The sequence below is a fragment of the Mucilaginibacter aquatilis genome (assembly GCF_009755275.1).
Lineage (GTDB): Bacteria > Bacteroidota > Bacteroidia > Sphingobacteriales > Sphingobacteriaceae > Mucilaginibacter > Mucilaginibacter aquatilis.
In genome coordinates this window covers 592,849-608,645 of sequence record NZ_WQLA01000002.1, presented here as the reverse complement: position 1 = coordinate 608,645, position 15,797 = coordinate 592,849, and the positions used below count along the sequence as shown (strand labels likewise).

Annotated in this window: 16 protein-coding genes; 7 read left to right on the top strand and 9 right to left on the bottom strand. The window is 40.6% G+C overall.

Annotated elements, in window-relative coordinates; genetic code table 11:
- Positions 1-95 precede the first annotated feature (95 nt).
- The 3 genes from GO816_RS07125 to GO816_RS07115 are packed head-to-tail and all read right to left on the bottom strand — an operon-like array spanning position 96 to position 2,268.
- A complete protein-coding gene (locus GO816_RS07125) occupies positions 96-1,058 on the bottom strand; it encodes a LiaI-LiaF-like domain-containing protein (protein ID WP_157540656.1) in 963 nt (320 codons plus the stop codon).
- Positions 1,059-1,062: 4 nt separating this feature from the next.
- Positions 1,063-1,539, bottom strand: a complete 477-nt coding sequence (locus GO816_RS07120) for a PspC domain-containing protein (RefSeq protein WP_157540655.1) — start codon at positions 1,537-1,539, stop codon at positions 1,063-1,065.
- Positions 1,540-1,563: 24 nt separating this feature from the next.
- The gene (locus GO816_RS07115; protein WP_157540654.1) at positions 1,564-2,268 is read right to left on the bottom strand and encodes an SDR family oxidoreductase; all 705 of its coding nucleotides are present in this window, start codon (positions 2,266-2,268) and stop codon (positions 1,564-1,566) included.
- Between the two features lie 84 nt (positions 2,269-2,352).
- Between GO816_RS07115 and GO816_RS07110 the strand changes: the two genes are divergently transcribed.
- Positions 2,353-3,084 carry an MlaE family ABC transporter permease gene (locus GO816_RS07110; protein WP_157540653.1) on the top strand — a complete coding sequence of 244 codons (732 nt, stop codon included), beginning with the start codon at positions 2,353-2,355 and terminating at the stop codon, positions 3,082-3,084.
- The gene (locus GO816_RS07105; protein WP_157540652.1) at positions 3,081-3,833 is read left to right on the top strand and encodes an ABC transporter ATP-binding protein; all 753 of its coding nucleotides are present in this window, start codon (positions 3,081-3,083) and stop codon (positions 3,831-3,833) included. Before GO816_RS07110 ends, GO816_RS07105 begins: the two co-directional genes overlap by 4 nt.
- Positions 3,834-3,876: 43 nt before the next feature.
- Here GO816_RS07105 and GO816_RS07100 read toward each other — a convergent pair whose 3' ends face one another.
- Positions 3,877-4,803, bottom strand: a complete 927-nt coding sequence (locus GO816_RS07100) for a hypothetical protein (protein ID WP_157540651.1) — start codon at positions 4,801-4,803, stop codon at positions 3,877-3,879.
- A 10-nt stretch (positions 4,804-4,813) separates the two neighbouring features.
- Entirely contained in the window at positions 4,814-5,407 is a 594-nt protein-coding gene (locus GO816_RS07095) for a KilA-N domain-containing protein (RefSeq protein ID WP_198171440.1), read from the bottom strand.
- 214 nt (positions 5,408-5,621) lie between these two features.
- Here GO816_RS07095 and GO816_RS07090 point away from each other — a divergent pair, with 214 nt between their 5' ends.
- Positions 5,622-6,503 (top strand): class I SAM-dependent methyltransferase, encoded by an 882-nt coding sequence (locus tag GO816_RS07090; protein WP_157540649.1) that lies wholly within the window; start codon positions 5,622-5,624, stop codon positions 6,501-6,503.
- A gap of 126 nt (positions 6,504-6,629) precedes the next feature.
- Positions 6,630-7,673, top strand: a complete 1,044-nt coding sequence (locus tag GO816_RS07085; protein ID WP_157540836.1) for a hypothetical protein — start codon at positions 6,630-6,632, stop codon at positions 7,671-7,673.
- 391 nt (positions 7,674-8,064) lie between these two features.
- Here the strand turns inward: GO816_RS07085 and GO816_RS07080 are convergent, their stop codons facing one another.
- Positions 8,065-8,940 carry an OmpA/MotB family protein gene (locus GO816_RS07080; RefSeq protein ID WP_157540648.1) on the bottom strand — a complete coding sequence of 292 codons (876 nt, stop codon included), beginning with the start codon at positions 8,938-8,940 and terminating at the stop codon, positions 8,065-8,067.
- A 360-nt stretch (positions 8,941-9,300) separates the two neighbouring features.
- On the opposite strand from GO816_RS07080, the gene GO816_RS07075 reads away from it, so the two are divergent.
- Entirely contained in the window at positions 9,301-9,810 is a 510-nt protein-coding gene (locus tag GO816_RS07075; protein ID WP_157540647.1) for a hypothetical protein, read from the top strand.
- A gap of 47 nt (positions 9,811-9,857) precedes the next feature.
- Here GO816_RS07075 and GO816_RS07070 read toward each other — a convergent pair whose 3' ends face one another.
- Positions 9,858-10,283 carry a PH domain-containing protein gene (locus tag GO816_RS07070; RefSeq protein ID WP_157540646.1) on the bottom strand — a complete coding sequence of 142 codons (426 nt, stop codon included), beginning with the start codon at positions 10,281-10,283 and terminating at the stop codon, positions 9,858-9,860.
- Positions 10,284-10,285: 2 nt separating this feature from the next.
- On the bottom strand, positions 10,286-10,765 hold the full coding sequence (locus GO816_RS07065; RefSeq protein WP_232336508.1) for a DUF6702 family protein: 480 nt from the start codon (positions 10,763-10,765) through the stop codon (positions 10,286-10,288).
- A gap of 67 nt (positions 10,766-10,832) precedes the next feature.
- Between GO816_RS07065 and GO816_RS07060 the strand changes: the two genes are divergently transcribed.
- Both GO816_RS07060 and GO816_RS07055 read left to right on the top strand, forming a co-directional pair.
- Complete coding sequence (locus GO816_RS07060) at positions 10,833-11,423, top strand: HupE/UreJ family protein (RefSeq protein WP_157540645.1); 591 nt, start codon at positions 10,833-10,835, stop codon at positions 11,421-11,423.
- Positions 11,420-13,768 carry a M1 family metallopeptidase gene (locus GO816_RS07055; RefSeq protein ID WP_157540644.1) on the top strand — a complete coding sequence of 783 codons (2,349 nt, stop codon included), beginning with the start codon at positions 11,420-11,422 and terminating at the stop codon, positions 13,766-13,768. Before GO816_RS07060 ends, GO816_RS07055 begins: the two co-directional genes overlap by 4 nt.
- Positions 13,769-13,838: 70 nt before the next feature.
- Here GO816_RS07055 and nagB read toward each other — a convergent pair whose 3' ends face one another.
- Entirely contained in the window at positions 13,839-15,758 is a 1,920-nt protein-coding gene (nagB, locus tag GO816_RS07050; RefSeq protein WP_157540643.1) for a glucosamine-6-phosphate deaminase, read from the bottom strand.
- Positions 15,759-15,797: the final 39 nt, after the last annotated feature.

Sequence of the window (15,797 nt, the reverse complement as noted above, 5' to 3'; positions counted from 1 at the left end):
CCAGTTAAAGCATGCTAAATATCAAAACAAAGAAAGCGTACCTTGAGGGTGCGCTTTCTTTTTCAACTGCATTATTAAGCAGAAGATGTTTACAGTTAATATCTTTCAACCCTGAACTCGGATACACCGCCCTTTAGTTTCAAGTAAATTTTATTAGTTGCGTTTTCAAAACCCGGCGTAACGTAATGTGTGTTACTTACCTTTGTAAAGTCATCAAAATGCTTTGAGGTAAGTCCTCCGTGCATTTCAATATCACAGCCTGCGTTTTTTGGAACCATAATTTTTGTTTCAGAAGCACCGGCATGTACACTCACATTGGTAACCGGCATATTAGCCGCCAGCTTAATATCGGTAGAAGTTGCACCTCCGTTAACATTTACATTTCGTACTTTAAACTTGGTTAGGTCAAAATCAATTTCGGCAGCGCCACCTTTAAGCTCTATATCCCAAACGGGAACCGGATTTAAGCCAATTGATACCTTATTCATGCCGCCGTCGCCGAAATTAAATTTTTGATTGTGCTTGCTCATGCTAAAATCAACAACCGTAATTGAATCCTCTTTGGTTGTACTTAAGCCATAGTCGCCAAAATGTTCACGTGCTTCTGCATGAAACAAATCCTTAGTTGTATCCTTAAGTTCATAAGTTGTACCGCCGCCTGCTATTTCTAACCTGGCTACTTTAGTACCGGCAACGAATGCTTCTGAATAGGTATTGCTGTTACGGGTTGATTTTACATCGCCGTCGCGGTCTGAATCATCATCGTTGTTATTATCGTCAAAATTAAACTGCCAGCCCGGTAATGATTGATTGCGCGGTCTTGTGCCCGAGTAAACAACTAGGCCTACACCAATTACCAAAACCAAAACTTTAACAATTACAGCCCACGCAGCCTTGGTATTGGACAGAAGTAAATTTACACCGCCAATTACCAAAAATATTGGCCACAGCTTCCAAATGTTCCACCAGCTGAAATGGATGATATTGAAACTGTTAAGTAAGAACACGACACCGATAATAACCAATACCAGTCCCGAAAATAATCTATCGCTTTTCATTGTATTATTCAATTGGAGGTTTAGGATCTAAATTTTTCTTGTTGCCTGATGTAAACACAAGCATTATACCTATTACTATAAGCGGCACCGGCCAAAGGTGTTCAAAATCCCAATAAGGAATCAAATCAAGCTCATCAACAGTAAGTATAATACCCAACAGTATAAGCATAACACCTGCAATCACAGGGGCATTACTTTTTTTTGCCGGCTTGCTTTCAAATGTAAACGGCGGCACCTGCTCACCCTGCGGAGGCGTGGTGTAATCAACTTCTGGATTGTAAAATGCGAAAGGTTTTTTGGGTAATACAATCATTAAAATAATGTAAATAATTATACTGCCACCTTTAAGAAATAAGGCCAGTAAAAACACAGCTCTTACTATTGATACATCTATATCTAAGTATTGCGCCAGTCCCTGGCAAACACCGCCAATCATTTTGTTCTGCTCGTCGCGGTAAAGTTTTTTATGTTGAGTGTACATTTTTTTAAGCTTTAATGGTTCATTTTAAATCTGCCCCGAAACCGGCTTTATTACAATCTCATCAGTGTTAGCGCCAACACTCATGTTGTAAGCAGTAAGTACAGCGGCGGCTACATCTTCTGGCATCACAAACCGGGATGGGTGCACTTCCGTTCCGGCCCAGGAGCCTGTTAATGTTGAGCCGGGCAATACAGCGGTTACTTTTACTTTGTAAGCCTGCATTTCGAGCTTCATTACAGTATTAAGACTATACAACGCAGCTTTTGTTACACTATAAGTTCCGGCATTTATTGCAGGGCTTTTTGATGCTGCAGAACATATATTAAAGATGTGACCTTTTCCCTCCTGCTGCATTTGCTTACCAAAAAAACGGTACAGCTCATAAGCCGGCATTACATTGGTGTTAAATAGGGTATCAAAGGCGTTATCATCATCATTCAACACGGTTGATGGTATAAATGCGCCAACATTGTTTACCAATATATTTATAAAGCCAAGCTTATCTTGAGCAGCTTGGGCAAATGCACGCACATCGGTACGCTTGCTACAATCGGCAACCTGAGTATGTACTTGTATTTCAGAGTTCATTTTAAGTAGTTCTATCTGCAGGTTTTGCAAATCTTTAACATTGCGCGAACAAATTGCCATACTTATTCCTTGTTTAGCAAATGCGAGCGCTATAGCGCGACCTATGCCCTGCGTGGCACCGGTTATGAGGGCGTTTTCCATGTTTTAAATGTAAATCAAATTAGCTTACTCTGTAAACGGTGAGCATAAAAATGTATTTTTAACGCACATATATACCAACATTACATGTTCACTACTTTAGGTAAATATATTTTACTGATACGCTTAAGCTTTAAAAAGCCCGAAAAATTCTCAGTTTACTGGGGAGAAATCATGCGCGAAATGGTATCTATAGGCATTGGTTCTATGGGCATCATCAGCATTATATCGGTGTTTATTGGCGCCGTGGCTACCATACAGGTAGCTTTTCAGCTTGCCAGTCCGCTTGTACCGCGTAGCATTGCAGGCAGTATCTCGCGCGACTCAACCATTCTTGAATTTAGTCCCACCATATCGGCACTGGTACTTGCCGGGCGGGTAGGTTCAAGCATTGCCTCACAAATTGGCACTATGCGCGTAACTGAACAAATAGATGCACTTGAAATTATGGGCGTAAACGCACCGGGTTACCTAATAGCACCTAAAATTTTTGCAGGTATAATAATGGTGCCCATGCTGGTAATATACTCTATGGTTTTGGGCATTTTAGGCGGATACTTAGCCTGTGCCATTACCGGCGATATTGCTACCACCGACTATGTAATGGGTTTACGCGACGGCTTTCAACCTATTATTATACAGGTGGCATTGGTAAAAGCATTCTTTTATGGTTTTATCATCACTTCAATATGTGCCTACCAGGGTTTTTACACCAGCGGTGGCGCTTTAGAGGTAGGCCAATCAGCTACAACCGGCGTAGTTTACAGCTGTATATTCATTTTATTTGCCGATTTAATTATTACAAGCGCAATGTTATGATCGAGATTCAGGATATATATAAAACATTTGGCGATAACGAGGTTCTTAAAGGCATTACTGCAACCTTTGAGGCCGGTAAAAATAATCTCATTATTGGTGGCTCAGGTTCGGGTAAAACCACTTTGCTTAAATGCATTGTAGGGTTGCATGAACCCACTAAAGGCAAAGTAATTTTTAACGGTGAAGACTTTACCGCAATGAACTTTGAAGAACGTGTGCCTATAAGGAAACAAATAGGCATGCTTTTTCAAAATTCGGCACTGTTTGACTCTATGACTGTAGAGGAAAACATCATTTTTCCGCTAAATTTATTTACAGACATGAGCAAGTCGGAAAAGCTCGACCGTGCCAATTTTTGTTTAGAAAGGGTAAACCTTAAAGATAAAAACAAACTATTCCCTTCAGAGCTATCGGGCGGAATGAAAAAGCGGGTGGGTATTGCGCGTGCTATTGCCATGGAGCCTAAATACCTGTTTGTGGATGAGCCCAACTCGGGCCTCGACCCAAAAACCTCAATAGTAATTGACGAACTGATTAACGAGCTTACCCAGGAGTACAAAATAACTACCGTAATTGTTACCCACGATATGAACTCCGTAATGGGTATTGGTGATCATATTATCTTTTTACATCAAGGCAAAAAAGCTTGGGAGGGCACCAATAAAGATATTGCCCACACTGATAACCAGGAACTGAATGATTTTGTGTTTGCCAGTAAGTTTACACAGGCCGCTAAGGAGAAGTTATAGGTTGGTGAGTAGTTGAGTGGTTCAATTAATATATTAGCACTAATTAATCATCAAAAAGGTCTCGCTGATCAGAAACATCAACTGAGTCCGTATTTTCATAAACTTTAACTATTTCATATCCTTTTACAAGAAATCCGTTATACTTAGGACTCCAAACCGATATTTTTTTTAAATCAACTACAAGTCTTGTGCCTTGCCTAAAAACTTTACCTCCTTTTACTGCCTGCTCAAAATTTATATCGTTTATAATGGCCTTTATAACCCTACCATTATATATAAATTCCCATTTCCAAGGCCCTTTCTTATCCTTGAAAAGATTTGCTTTCTTCACAAAAACTTTAACTGTAGCAATTGACTCTTTTTCTTCTTTCCTTTGGTAAGGATTTGTCTTTGCGAGGTCTGCTATATCTTCACGATTTAATTTAATTAGTGGTGACTTTTCTTCTATATACAGGTTTACACCTTTTATTTTTTGGTCTTGCTCTATTTGAGCAAAACCTTTTGAAATATTATTAGTAATCACTGTATCACCTTTATATATATGGAGGTGAAAATTTTCGACATTAAAAATATTTTCATTACCAAAATTCAAGTCAGTTGTACCGTTTCCTTTAGGGATTTCCTGTTTAGGTTTTTCTCCTTTAAAAGTTTTATGGATAGTTAATATTGATACTAAAGCAGCTAAAGATTTGTGAAGTATGTCAAGATTGTCCTTATTTAGCAGTGGGCTCAGCAGATGTGTACTTGCAAGAGTAAAGTCTATCAAATAAGGTACTTCGAAGCTCCCCTCTTTGAAAGTTCCAATTTTAATTTCAAAATCATTGGTCGGAAAATACTTACGTTGAATTGCTAATAAAGCAGTTAATATATGATTTTGAGAATTAAACAAAGTACTATAATTTATATAGTTCTCTCCCTCATATTTAAAGTTAAAATATTTTATGAGCTCCTCTGCTTCTAAATGTGCCATATTTTAAAAGCTAATTATTAAATAAGTCATTTTTGAAACTCTTATTTAAATTAAATGCGTCACCTTTATTTTGATCAAGCTTACGCAGAATATCAAAAACTTCTTTCACCGCAGGATTTTTCGCAGATTCATTAGAATCAATCTGCTTTAACTTATTTTGAAGAGTTATTTTTTCTATTTCAAGCTGGCGTTTTTCCATCGTATAATTAAATAACAACTCATTTACTTTTAAAATTATCCAACCTTTAAAATCTATGTTTAACCATTGTGCAAAGTCGGTAGCTAATAAATGATGCATCCAAAATACGGTGTTTCCTCCATCGATTTTCTCAACTGTTAATATAGGTACTAAATCGGCACTTTTATGCCTAATAACTCCAGGAGCAACCCCTTTTATAGCAGTTCGGCTAACAGACTCGCCATTCCGTTTTCCTCTGATAAGATTATTTTCAAGCCACTTTATCCAATTTTTAGTTGAGTTTTCTTCCAAAAATTTATTGACATCACTTTCAAATACTGTTGCCATCTCTGTAGCATTAACCATTAGCTGATCGGCATGAAAAAAACGCACAACCACATTATTGTATATAAATTCTTTATTCATATTAAAACATATAAGCAATACTAAGTTACAACTACCTAATGATAAATATATTAATGTTGAAAGATTAGAAATAATACTTACAAGAACCATTAAAATAAGGGTCAATCCAATATCAAAGGTTACTAATGCATTTGGAATATAAATTCAGCAAACCTATTATACCAGCATTTCATTAACTTTGCCCTGTTGCAAACTAATAACAGACAACAGAAAAATGATCCAACTTCTTACTCCAACGCACTGGAAAGATTATGAACTGATTGATTGCGGCGACTTTGAAAAGTTGGAGCGCTTTGGCAACGTTGTTTTAATACGACCTGAGCCACAAGCGGTTTGGAACAAAACCCTTTCAGATGCCGAATGGCAAAAACGTCATGATATTCGTTTTAAAGGCCGTTCTGCTACGGCTGGTGAGTGGATTAAGAAAAACCCTAAAACACCAGACCGTTGGCATATTGAATACAAAAACAACGATGCTGCCATTAAACTACGCATGGCCATGACCTCGTTTAAACACGTAGGCGTATTTCCCGAGCAGGCAGTAAACTGGGATTATATTGCACAAAACATCAAGCGCTTTAAAACGCCTAAACCAAAGGTGCTTAACTTGTTTGCTTATACCGGTGGTGCATCGCTCATTGCACAATCTGCCGGGGCCGACACCACACACGTTGACTCCATTAAACAGGTAGTTAGCTGGGCAAATGAAAACCAGGAAATATCAAACCTAAAAGATATACGCTGGGTAGTTGAAGACGCGCTTAAATTTGTGAAGCGCGAAATTAAACGCGGCAAAAAATATAACGGCATTATTCTCGATCCTCCTGCCTATGGCCATGGCCCTAACGGCGAAAAGTGGAAGCTGGAAGATCACATTACTGAGATGATGAACGATGTGATGCAATTGTTAGATCCGCAGGAGCACTTCCTTATTCTCAATACATATTCGCTTGGTTTTTCATCAGTTATAGTAGAGAACTTGATTAGAAGCGCAAATCCAAAAGTTGAAAACCTGGAAATTGGCGAGTTGTATTTACAGGCTACGGCCGGCCCTAAACTACCGCTTGGGGTGTTTGGTAAGTTTTATAAAATTTAATTTTATTTTAAGGGGAAGTAACCGGGGCAATATTTATATTTACAACGTACCAATAAGTAAATAATTTTATTGGTACTAAAATATTACATACTGCAAGTTATTAAAGCCTGCATGGCTACCTTTATGATGAAATTTAAAACACTGCTCTTTTCTTCGTCTGTCCTGCTATCATCATTTGTATTATTTACAAATTGCACCGGAAACAGCAAGCCAAGTGCTACGACTACCAAAACAACCACTACCACCACTACAGAAGACACCACTGTAACCAAAGCTGGAATTACACCTATTGATACTGCCAAGTACGATAGCCTGTTAGTACGTTTAGCCAATGGTGATACTACCGGCCGCTGGCCTGTAAAAAAACAACCTTACCCGGTTGCAGGCGCCGTACTTCCCTTTAAACGTGTGGTAGCGTTTTACGGAAACTTGTTCAGTAAAAAAATGGGAATTTTGGGTGAATTACCGCCAAAAGAGATGCTTGCCAAGCTAAAAACCGAAGTTAAAGCATGGGAAAAAGCAGACCCAAAAACTCCTGTTCAACCGGCACTGCATTATATTGCAGTAGTAGCCCAGGGTGCTGCCGGCTCAGATGGCAAATACCGCTACCGTATGCCTTTTAAACAAATTGATACCGTGCTATCTATTGCTAAAAGAGGAAATGCCATTGTGTTCCTGGATGTTCAGGTTTCATTAAGTACTATTCAAACCGAACTTCCGTTGCTGGAAAAATACTTGGCTATGCCTAATGTTCACTTTGGCATGGACCCTGAATTTTCAATGAAAGATGGCAGCAAGCCAGGCAAAAAAATCGGGACATTTGATGCTGCCGACATCAACTTTGCCAGCCAGTATTTAGCCGGGTTAGTTAAAAAATACAATCTACCTCCTAAAATGCTTGTTGTACACCGCTTTACCCGTAAAATGGTAACCAACTATAAAAACATCAAACTGCGCCCTGAGGTGCAGGTTGTTATTGACATGGACGGATGGGGCGAACCAGATCTTAAATTAGGTACCTACCGAAACCATATTTTTCCTGAACCTGTACAGTTCACCGGTTTCAAACTCTTCTACAAAAACGATTTGAAGAAGGCACCGCACCATATGCTCACGCCTGAAGAAGTTTTGAAATACAAACCGCAACCTATTTATATACAATACCAGTAGTTCAATTTTAGTAAAAACATTGCTGGATGTGGCATAGCCCGGTTAGGAAACTAACCGGGCTTTTGTTTTCAATAGCCCCTAAACAAATAGGATATAAAGCCTATCACTAGCTCCACCTTTACAAGTCACACACAATCAATCCCAGTTACACCGTAGATGTAAAAGCATAAAAAGCCCATTTACTTACTAATAGTAGGTCTTTCATAATGAACTTTAAGCAGTTATATCTTAAGTGCAATGACTGGTATCTGCGATGCTTTATCAATCACATTCCGAACTAGTCGCGCTAACTCAAAAGGATTAATATTCAAGGCAATTAAATCGTATTTAATGACACAAAAAAGCCCTTCTGTACACAACAAAAGGGCTTTTTATTATAAGCTTTATGCAATTATTGCTTAGGCGCAGTAGCTGGTTTCTCCGGCGCTTTATCAATCAAATCCATAAACTGGTCAAGTTTAGGTGTAATAATGATTTGGGTACGACGGTTTTTAACTTTACCTGCTTCGGTGTTGTTATCGGCAACCGGGTTGTACTCACCACGGCCGGCGGCTGTTAAGCGTTTAGGATCAACATTAAACCTTGTTTGCAAAGCCTGAACAACCGACGATGCACGCAAAGCGCTCAAATCCCAGTTGTTACGAATGTTGGTTTGCTTAATAGGCACGTTATCCGTATTACCTTCAATTAACACCTCATAGTCTTTATAGTCGGTAATGATTTTTGAAATTTTGGTAAGTGTTGCGTTGGCTTTGTCAGATATTTCATAGCTACCTGATTTGTAAAGCATGTTATCAGAAAGTGATATGTAAACCACACCTTTTAACACTTGTACGTCAACGTCTTTCATTTCCTCGCGGCTTAATGAGCGGGTAAGGTTATTAGTTAACACCATGTTAAGCGAGTCGCTTTTGTTTTTGCTGTTAACTAGTTGCTGAATGTATTTGTTAGATGAATTAATTTCATCAACCAATTTAGAAATATTGACGTTACCCTGTCCTGATGAGGTTAAACACTTATCTAAAGCAGCCTGTAATGATGCCAGGTTCTGGCGTCCGGCAGCTATCTGCTCTTCAAGGCTTTTATTTCTTACATTGGCGTTTGAAAGCTCTTGCTGGCTGTTAAGAAAACGCACGTTCAAATCACGGTGTTTGTTTTGCAGTGTGTCATAGTTTGACTGCAGTTGAGTATATTGCTTTTTACTCACACACCCTGCCGACGTTAATAGTATGGCTATTAATGCCGCCGGTAATAATTGTAGTTTCATGATATTTTTCTTTTAAATTGAACTAAGGTGAATGTCGCCTGCAAAATACTGCTTTAAAATGATTTATAAATTTTAAGCCTTACAATTTGCATTGGCAAATTCACAATTCCACTCAATCGTTAACTAACATTTTGTGACTGTTATTGTTTGCCGGCTCTATTAAGGCACTGTAAGTGGGTACAAAATACCATCCGGCATATCATGGCTTTAACTTTATAATATTATAAATCAAGGCAGTAACACATTCTCAGCAAAAACACTAAAAATGCTGTGTAACATTTTACTTACTCATGCGTCTATGCCTTTAACCACAGCTTACACATAAGATAGGCTGTATTTTTATTCACAATTTATTTACACATGAAAAAAGTTCTATTAGGATTGGCTTTAGCAGCTGGAATATCTGCTAACTCATTCGCACAATCAGGGTCATCTGAAAACAAAGGCGGTTTTAGCATTGGCATTGAAGCAGGCTTACCAGTAGGTGACGCCGCTGATTTTTATAGTGCTGTGCTAGGTGCTTCATTGAAGTATGAACATCCTGTAGCTGAAAGCACTTTCATTACCGGTTCTGCAGGTTACAACGCTTTCTTAACCAAGTCACGCTACAAAGATCTTGGATTTGAATCTACATCAGGTGCAATCCCGGTTAAAGGTGGCATTAAGCAAATGTTTGGCAGCGGCTTCTTTGGCGAAGCTCAGTTAGGTGCGGCATTCAGCACTTCAAGTGGCGGCGGTACTGCCTTTATTTACGCTCCGGGTTTAGGTTATAACTTCAGCCCATCTGTTGATGCAGGCGTACGTTACGAAGCCTGGTCAAACAATGGCACAACAAGCCAGGTAGGTTTGCGTATTGGCTTTAAATTTTAATTGAAAGTAATTGATTATATTACAGTAGAGCCCGGCACCGCCGGGCTCTACTTATTTTGGCGCACCTCTATAGTTGCATTCACATTCAGCAGCGCTGCAATAAAGCCTTCCGTATCTTGCGGAGACATATAAATTTCATCATACTTATTGTACTCAATAACGCAGCCGTTAGACGCTAAAGCGGGCTTTAAACCAGCATACAACGTTTTATTAATCGTTATTATACGAATATTGCTTATGCTTATTTTGCCATGTACTGGCCCCGACCGATAGCTAAGCTCGTCCCCACTAATCTTATAATAGGTGGCAAACCACGACCACACAATAAATGCCACAACCATAGCAAGTAAAATAAGTAACCACTGCTCTGGCCCACCTTGTTGCAAAATTAAAGCGCTGCTGAAAAGCAGCAAAGCTATGGCTCCCCAAAGCGCCAACGCAACAGATATGCTCCTTGCCGATTTAAATTTCAAAGCTACCTGAAGTTGAATGCAACATTAGCCTTTGGGTTATCAAGTTTAGTACTCTTGCGCTCGCCGTTAACAGTAACGTGCAGCATATTAATTTGCTCAGGATGCTCGCTGTAAAGCAAATCATCAAATACCTCAATTTTTTGAACCCTGCTTACACCTTTTACTTCAAAGTAGCTCCATGCGCCATCCTCCTGTATTTCATAACCCATGTAATCAGGCTCAAGCAATTTACCATCTGCCTTTATTATTAAATGCTTACGAACGTACTGGCTAATGAGCTGGTTCATTAGTTGCTTGTTTGGCGGCCTCACTATATCAAGTTTCACCTTGTTTTGCTTTTCAAGCACATGTTCAAGATCATCATAAAACATGCGGCAGCTTATTTCAACTGATTGGGTTTTAGCATTATGATTCACCTCGGTTACGCTTACGTAAAACGGATGAAACATTAAGAGTAAGCTTTTAACAAATAATAGTAACATTGCTGATTCAAACATCTCTGTTTACACAAATTAAGGTAATATTATCGGCATTATTTATTTTTAGCCGATGCAAGACTTCGCTATGTATTTTGAACTTGGCTGGCAGCACATTTGCGACTGGCAGGGTTACGATCATATTTTGTTTGTTACCGTATTATGCGGCACTTACCTGCTGGCAGATTGGCGCAAGGTACTCATACTGGTCACGGCGTTTACTTTAGGACACTCCATAACGCTGGCTTTAAGTGCACTTGACATTGTTAAAGTTAACACCTCGCTTATTGAGTTTCTTATTCCGGTTACTATTGTAACAACAGCAGTCATTAACATTGTAAAAAAGAAACGGTCGCCGGCTACGCTTCGTATAAGTTATACACTGGCTTTGTTTTTTGGACTTATACACGGCCTGGGCTTTTCCAACTACCTTAAGAGTTTGCTTGGTAAAAGCACCAACATAACATCGCAACTACTGGCGTTTAACCTGGGCCTTGAGTTTGGGCAGGTTTTAATTGTGCTTTGCATCTTAACAGTATCATTCATTTTACTTAACATCCTTAAAATTCAACGGCGTGAGTGGACATTGTTCCTCTCATCTGCTATATTTGGAATAGCGTTTATAATGTGCATTGAACGCCTTGCTCTAATTCATTTCAAATGAAAAAACTTTACTCTACTCTGGCCGCAACAATCCTGTTTTTGTCTGCTTTGCAAGCACAACAAATACAGTACAACCCCGGCAGTAACCACGGCAATAAATTTGAACAGTTGGGCAGCACATTGCTGGCCGATCCTAACATGTACCGTTCGGCATCGGGTGCACCCGGACCAAAATACTGGCAGCAAAAAGCCGACTATGACATTGTTGCCAAACTTGACGATGACAAGCAACGCCTTGACGGCACCGAGACCATTACTTACTATAATAACTCGCCCGACCCGCTTACTTACTTATGGCTGCAGTTAGATGAAAACGAGCATAAGAAAGACGCCGAAAATGCAAAGTTTGACGGCAGCACCATGCAGGACAAAATGAGCCTGCGCCAACTGCAAGCTATTATGGGCCATAACCTTGATTTGGGGAACCATATTGTGAGCTGTAAAGATGCATCGGGCAATAATTTAAAATACACTATTAACCAAACTATGATGCGCATTGAGCTGCCCAAAACGCTGGCTCCGGGTGCTAAGTTTGTGTTTAAAATAGTTTGGTGGTATAACATATCCGATCGTTTAACCATTGGCGGCCGCGGTGGTTACGAATATTTTCCTGAAGACAAGAATTATCTTTATACCATGGCGCAGTGGTATCCGCGCATGGCCGTTTACAGCGATTTTCAAGGCTGGCAAAACAAACAATTTACCGGTCGCGGAGAGTTTGCCTTAACCTTTGGCGATTTTAAAGTAGCCATCAACGTTCCTGCCGACCACGTTGTTGATGCTACAGGCCAATGTTCAAACTATAGCCAGGTGCTTACTGCAGCACAATATCAACGTTGGCAAAAAGCGCAAAGCTCTTACAAAGAACCTGTTGAGGTAGTTACCCTTGCCGAAGCTAAAAAGGCTCTACAAGGCCATGCTACCACCCGCAAAATATGGAACTGGCATGCCGAAAACGTACGTGACTTTGCCTGGGTATCATCACGAAGGGTAGTTTGGGATGCCATGGCCGCACAAATTGACGGTGGTCGTAAGGTAATGGCAATGTCGGTTTACGGACCAGAGGCTTATCCGTTATACCGTCGTTACAGTACTAAAGTAGTGGCGCATACAGTGAAAACCTACAGCAAATATACTATTCCGTATCCTTACCCCTGCGCTACTTCGGTTGAGGCTAGCAACGGTATGGAGTACCCAATGATATGCTTTAATTACGGTCGTGCTGAAAAAGACGGCACCTATAGCGAGGCCACAAAAAATGGCATGATTGGCGTAATTATTCACGAAGTTGGTCATAACTTCTTCCCAATGATTGTAAACTCCGATGAACGGCAGTGGACATGGATGGATGAAGGATTGAACACCTTTTGCCAGTTTTTAACCGAACAGGAATGGGACCCCAACTTTCCAAGTAACCGCGGACCGGCTTACAAGATTGTTGATTACATGAAGCTGCCTAAAAATGAGCTGGAACCTATTATGACCAACTCAGAAAACATACAACGCTTCGGGCCAAACGCATACGCCAAACCAGCTACCGCTCTTAATATTTTGCGCGAAACGGTTATGGGTCGTGAGCTGTTTGATTACTCGTTTAAAACCTATGCACAACGCTGGGCTTTTAAACACCCTACTCCTACTGACTTTTTCCGCACTATGGAAGATGCATCTGCCGTTGATTTGGACTGGTTTTGGAGAGGTTGGTTTTATGGAACAGACCCGGTAGATATTTCAGTAGACAGTGTTAAGTACTATCGTCTGAACACCAAGAACCCACAAACTGAAGGCACTTATGACCGTGCGCAGTTTGATAAAAATTTAACCAACATTAGTACCACCCGTAACAAGGAAGCAGGCACCCGTTTTGCGGTAGAGGCCGACACCGCTTTGCAGGATTTTTACAGCAAATGGGACAGGTTTGCAGCTACGCCGGCAACTGATAAAAGCTACAAAGCCATGTACGATGCTTTAAGCCCTGAAGAGCGTAAATTATACGATACAAAAAATTACTTTTATGAAGTAAGTTTCAGCAACAAAGGAGGCCTGCCTATGCCGCTTTTTATTGAATGGACCTACACTGACGGAAGCAAAGAGCTTGAAAAAATATCGGCCTATATATGGCGCCACAACGAGTTTAACGTAACCAAAGTGTTTGCCAAAACCAAAGAGGTAAAAGGCATTAAGCTTGACCCCTACCGCGAAACGGCCGACATTAATGAAGGCAACAACAGCTGGCCGCGTGAGTATACGCCTACCCGTTTTGAGTTGTTTAAACAGCAAAACACCATAAGGGGGGCAAGCACTGGCGGTAACCCTATGCAGGAAGCCCGAAAAACTAATCCATAAATAAAAAGAGCCGGCTGTAATAGCCGGCTCTTTTTATTTATGGATTACTCAAGTTTGATTGAAGCTCAACTTAAAAATGATATCTCACAAACGCTTCCATTGCCTCATACTCAGCAAGGCCTAGTTTGTTATATTTATCTGCCGTATCACGGTTGCGGTCTTCGGCACGTACCCAAAACTCGCGGGCATCATCTCCCGGAAACACAGGGCGGTCTTTTTGTGACTGATGCTTGAAAATAGCATTACGCTTGCGCGAAACTTCCTGAGGAGAAAGTGGAACAGCCATTTCTATTTCATGCGTTTCAAACTCATGCCAGGCTCCACGATATAACCAAAGCCAGCAATCGTTAACCCAATCTTCGGTTTGTTTTAAACGTTGCAAGGCTTGCAATATAATATTGAAGCAAACAATGTGTGTTCCATGCGGATCAGCAAAATCGCCGGCTGCAAATACCTGATGCGGTTTAACCTGCTGTAAAAGCTCCATGGTAAGTTCAACGTCTTTATCAGTTACAGCGTTTTTTTGCGTTTTCCCGGTTTCATAAAACGGCAAAGCCATAAAATGAATTTGGTTATCGGGCAAACCCGCATACCGTGCGCCCGATATTGCTTCTGTTTTGCGTATAAAGCCTTTCACATCTCTTATTTCGCGGGTATCAACCTGGTTAGGTTGTTTCTGCTCCAAAAAAGATCTCATTTGCTCGTATATACCTGTAAGATGAGCAGCATCATCGCCTATACTTTTGTTAAAATCGATGGCAAACTCCATGTATCTTAAAACATCATCATCCCAAACGGCGGTGTTACCTGATGTTTGGTAAGCTACATGCACTTCATGCCCTTGATCAACCAAACGTATAAAAGTTCCACCCATTGAAATTACGTCATCATCTGGGTGAGGCGAAAAAACAATAGAACGCTTGCGTGCAGGCTCTGCCCGCTCGGGGCGCTGCGAATCGTCGGCGTTGGGTTTACCGCCTGGCCAGCCGGTAATGGTATGTTGTATCTTATTAAAAATATCAATGTTAATGTTGTACACCGGCCCTTGCTCAACGGCCAGCTGCGCCATACCATGATTGTTGTAGTCTTCTTCGGTAAGCTTTAAAACAGGCTTGTTTAATTCATTGGCCAGCCATATTACTGCCTTCTTTTTCAGTTGCTCGCTCCAAACACAGTCTTTAACCAGCCATGGCGTATCAAAACGGGTAAGTTCGGATGCGGCATCCTCGTCAAGTACAAATTCAACATGGTCAGAAAGTTGCAGATATGTAGCCGGCACTTCACCTGATATTTCACCCTCAACAGCCTTTTTAATAATGGGAGCCTTTTTACGGCTCCAGGCCATTAATATAATTTCTCGGGCTTTAAATATGGTACCAATACCCATGGTAATTGCTTTGGTAGGAACGTTTTCTTTTCCGCCAAAATCGCGCGAGGCATCGCTACGGGTTAAGTTATCGAGCGTAACTAAACGAGTACCTGAGTTTGGTGCCGAACCGGGCTCATTAAAACCGATGTGTCCGGTACGGCCAATTCCTAAAACTTGTAAATCAAGGCCGCCAAACTCTTCAATTTTCTTTTCGTAGTTTAAGCAAAATGCAGCCACCTCTTCAACAGCAAGCGTACCGTCGGGTATATGAATGTTGGCTTTATCAATGTCAATATGACTGAATAAGTTCTCATACATAAACGTCACGTAACTCTGCTCGGCATGCGGTTGCATGGGGTAATACTCGTCGAGGTTAAAGGTAACTACGTTATAAAAACTTAGTCCCTCTTCACGGTGCATGCGTACCAACTCGCGGTAAACGCCAACAGGTGTAGCACCGGTTGCCAAACCCAGCACCGCTTTTTCAGATGCTTGTTGCTTTGCCTTTATTAAAGTTGCAATTTTTTGGGCCACATACAACGAAGCCTCCTTTTGACCTGGATAAACATTAACCAGCAGTTTCTCGTAACGTGTTTCTTCTAATAAGTTTAATCTTGCCATTGGTTGAATTGATGTTAGCTAAAACTCAAGCCAAGGTAG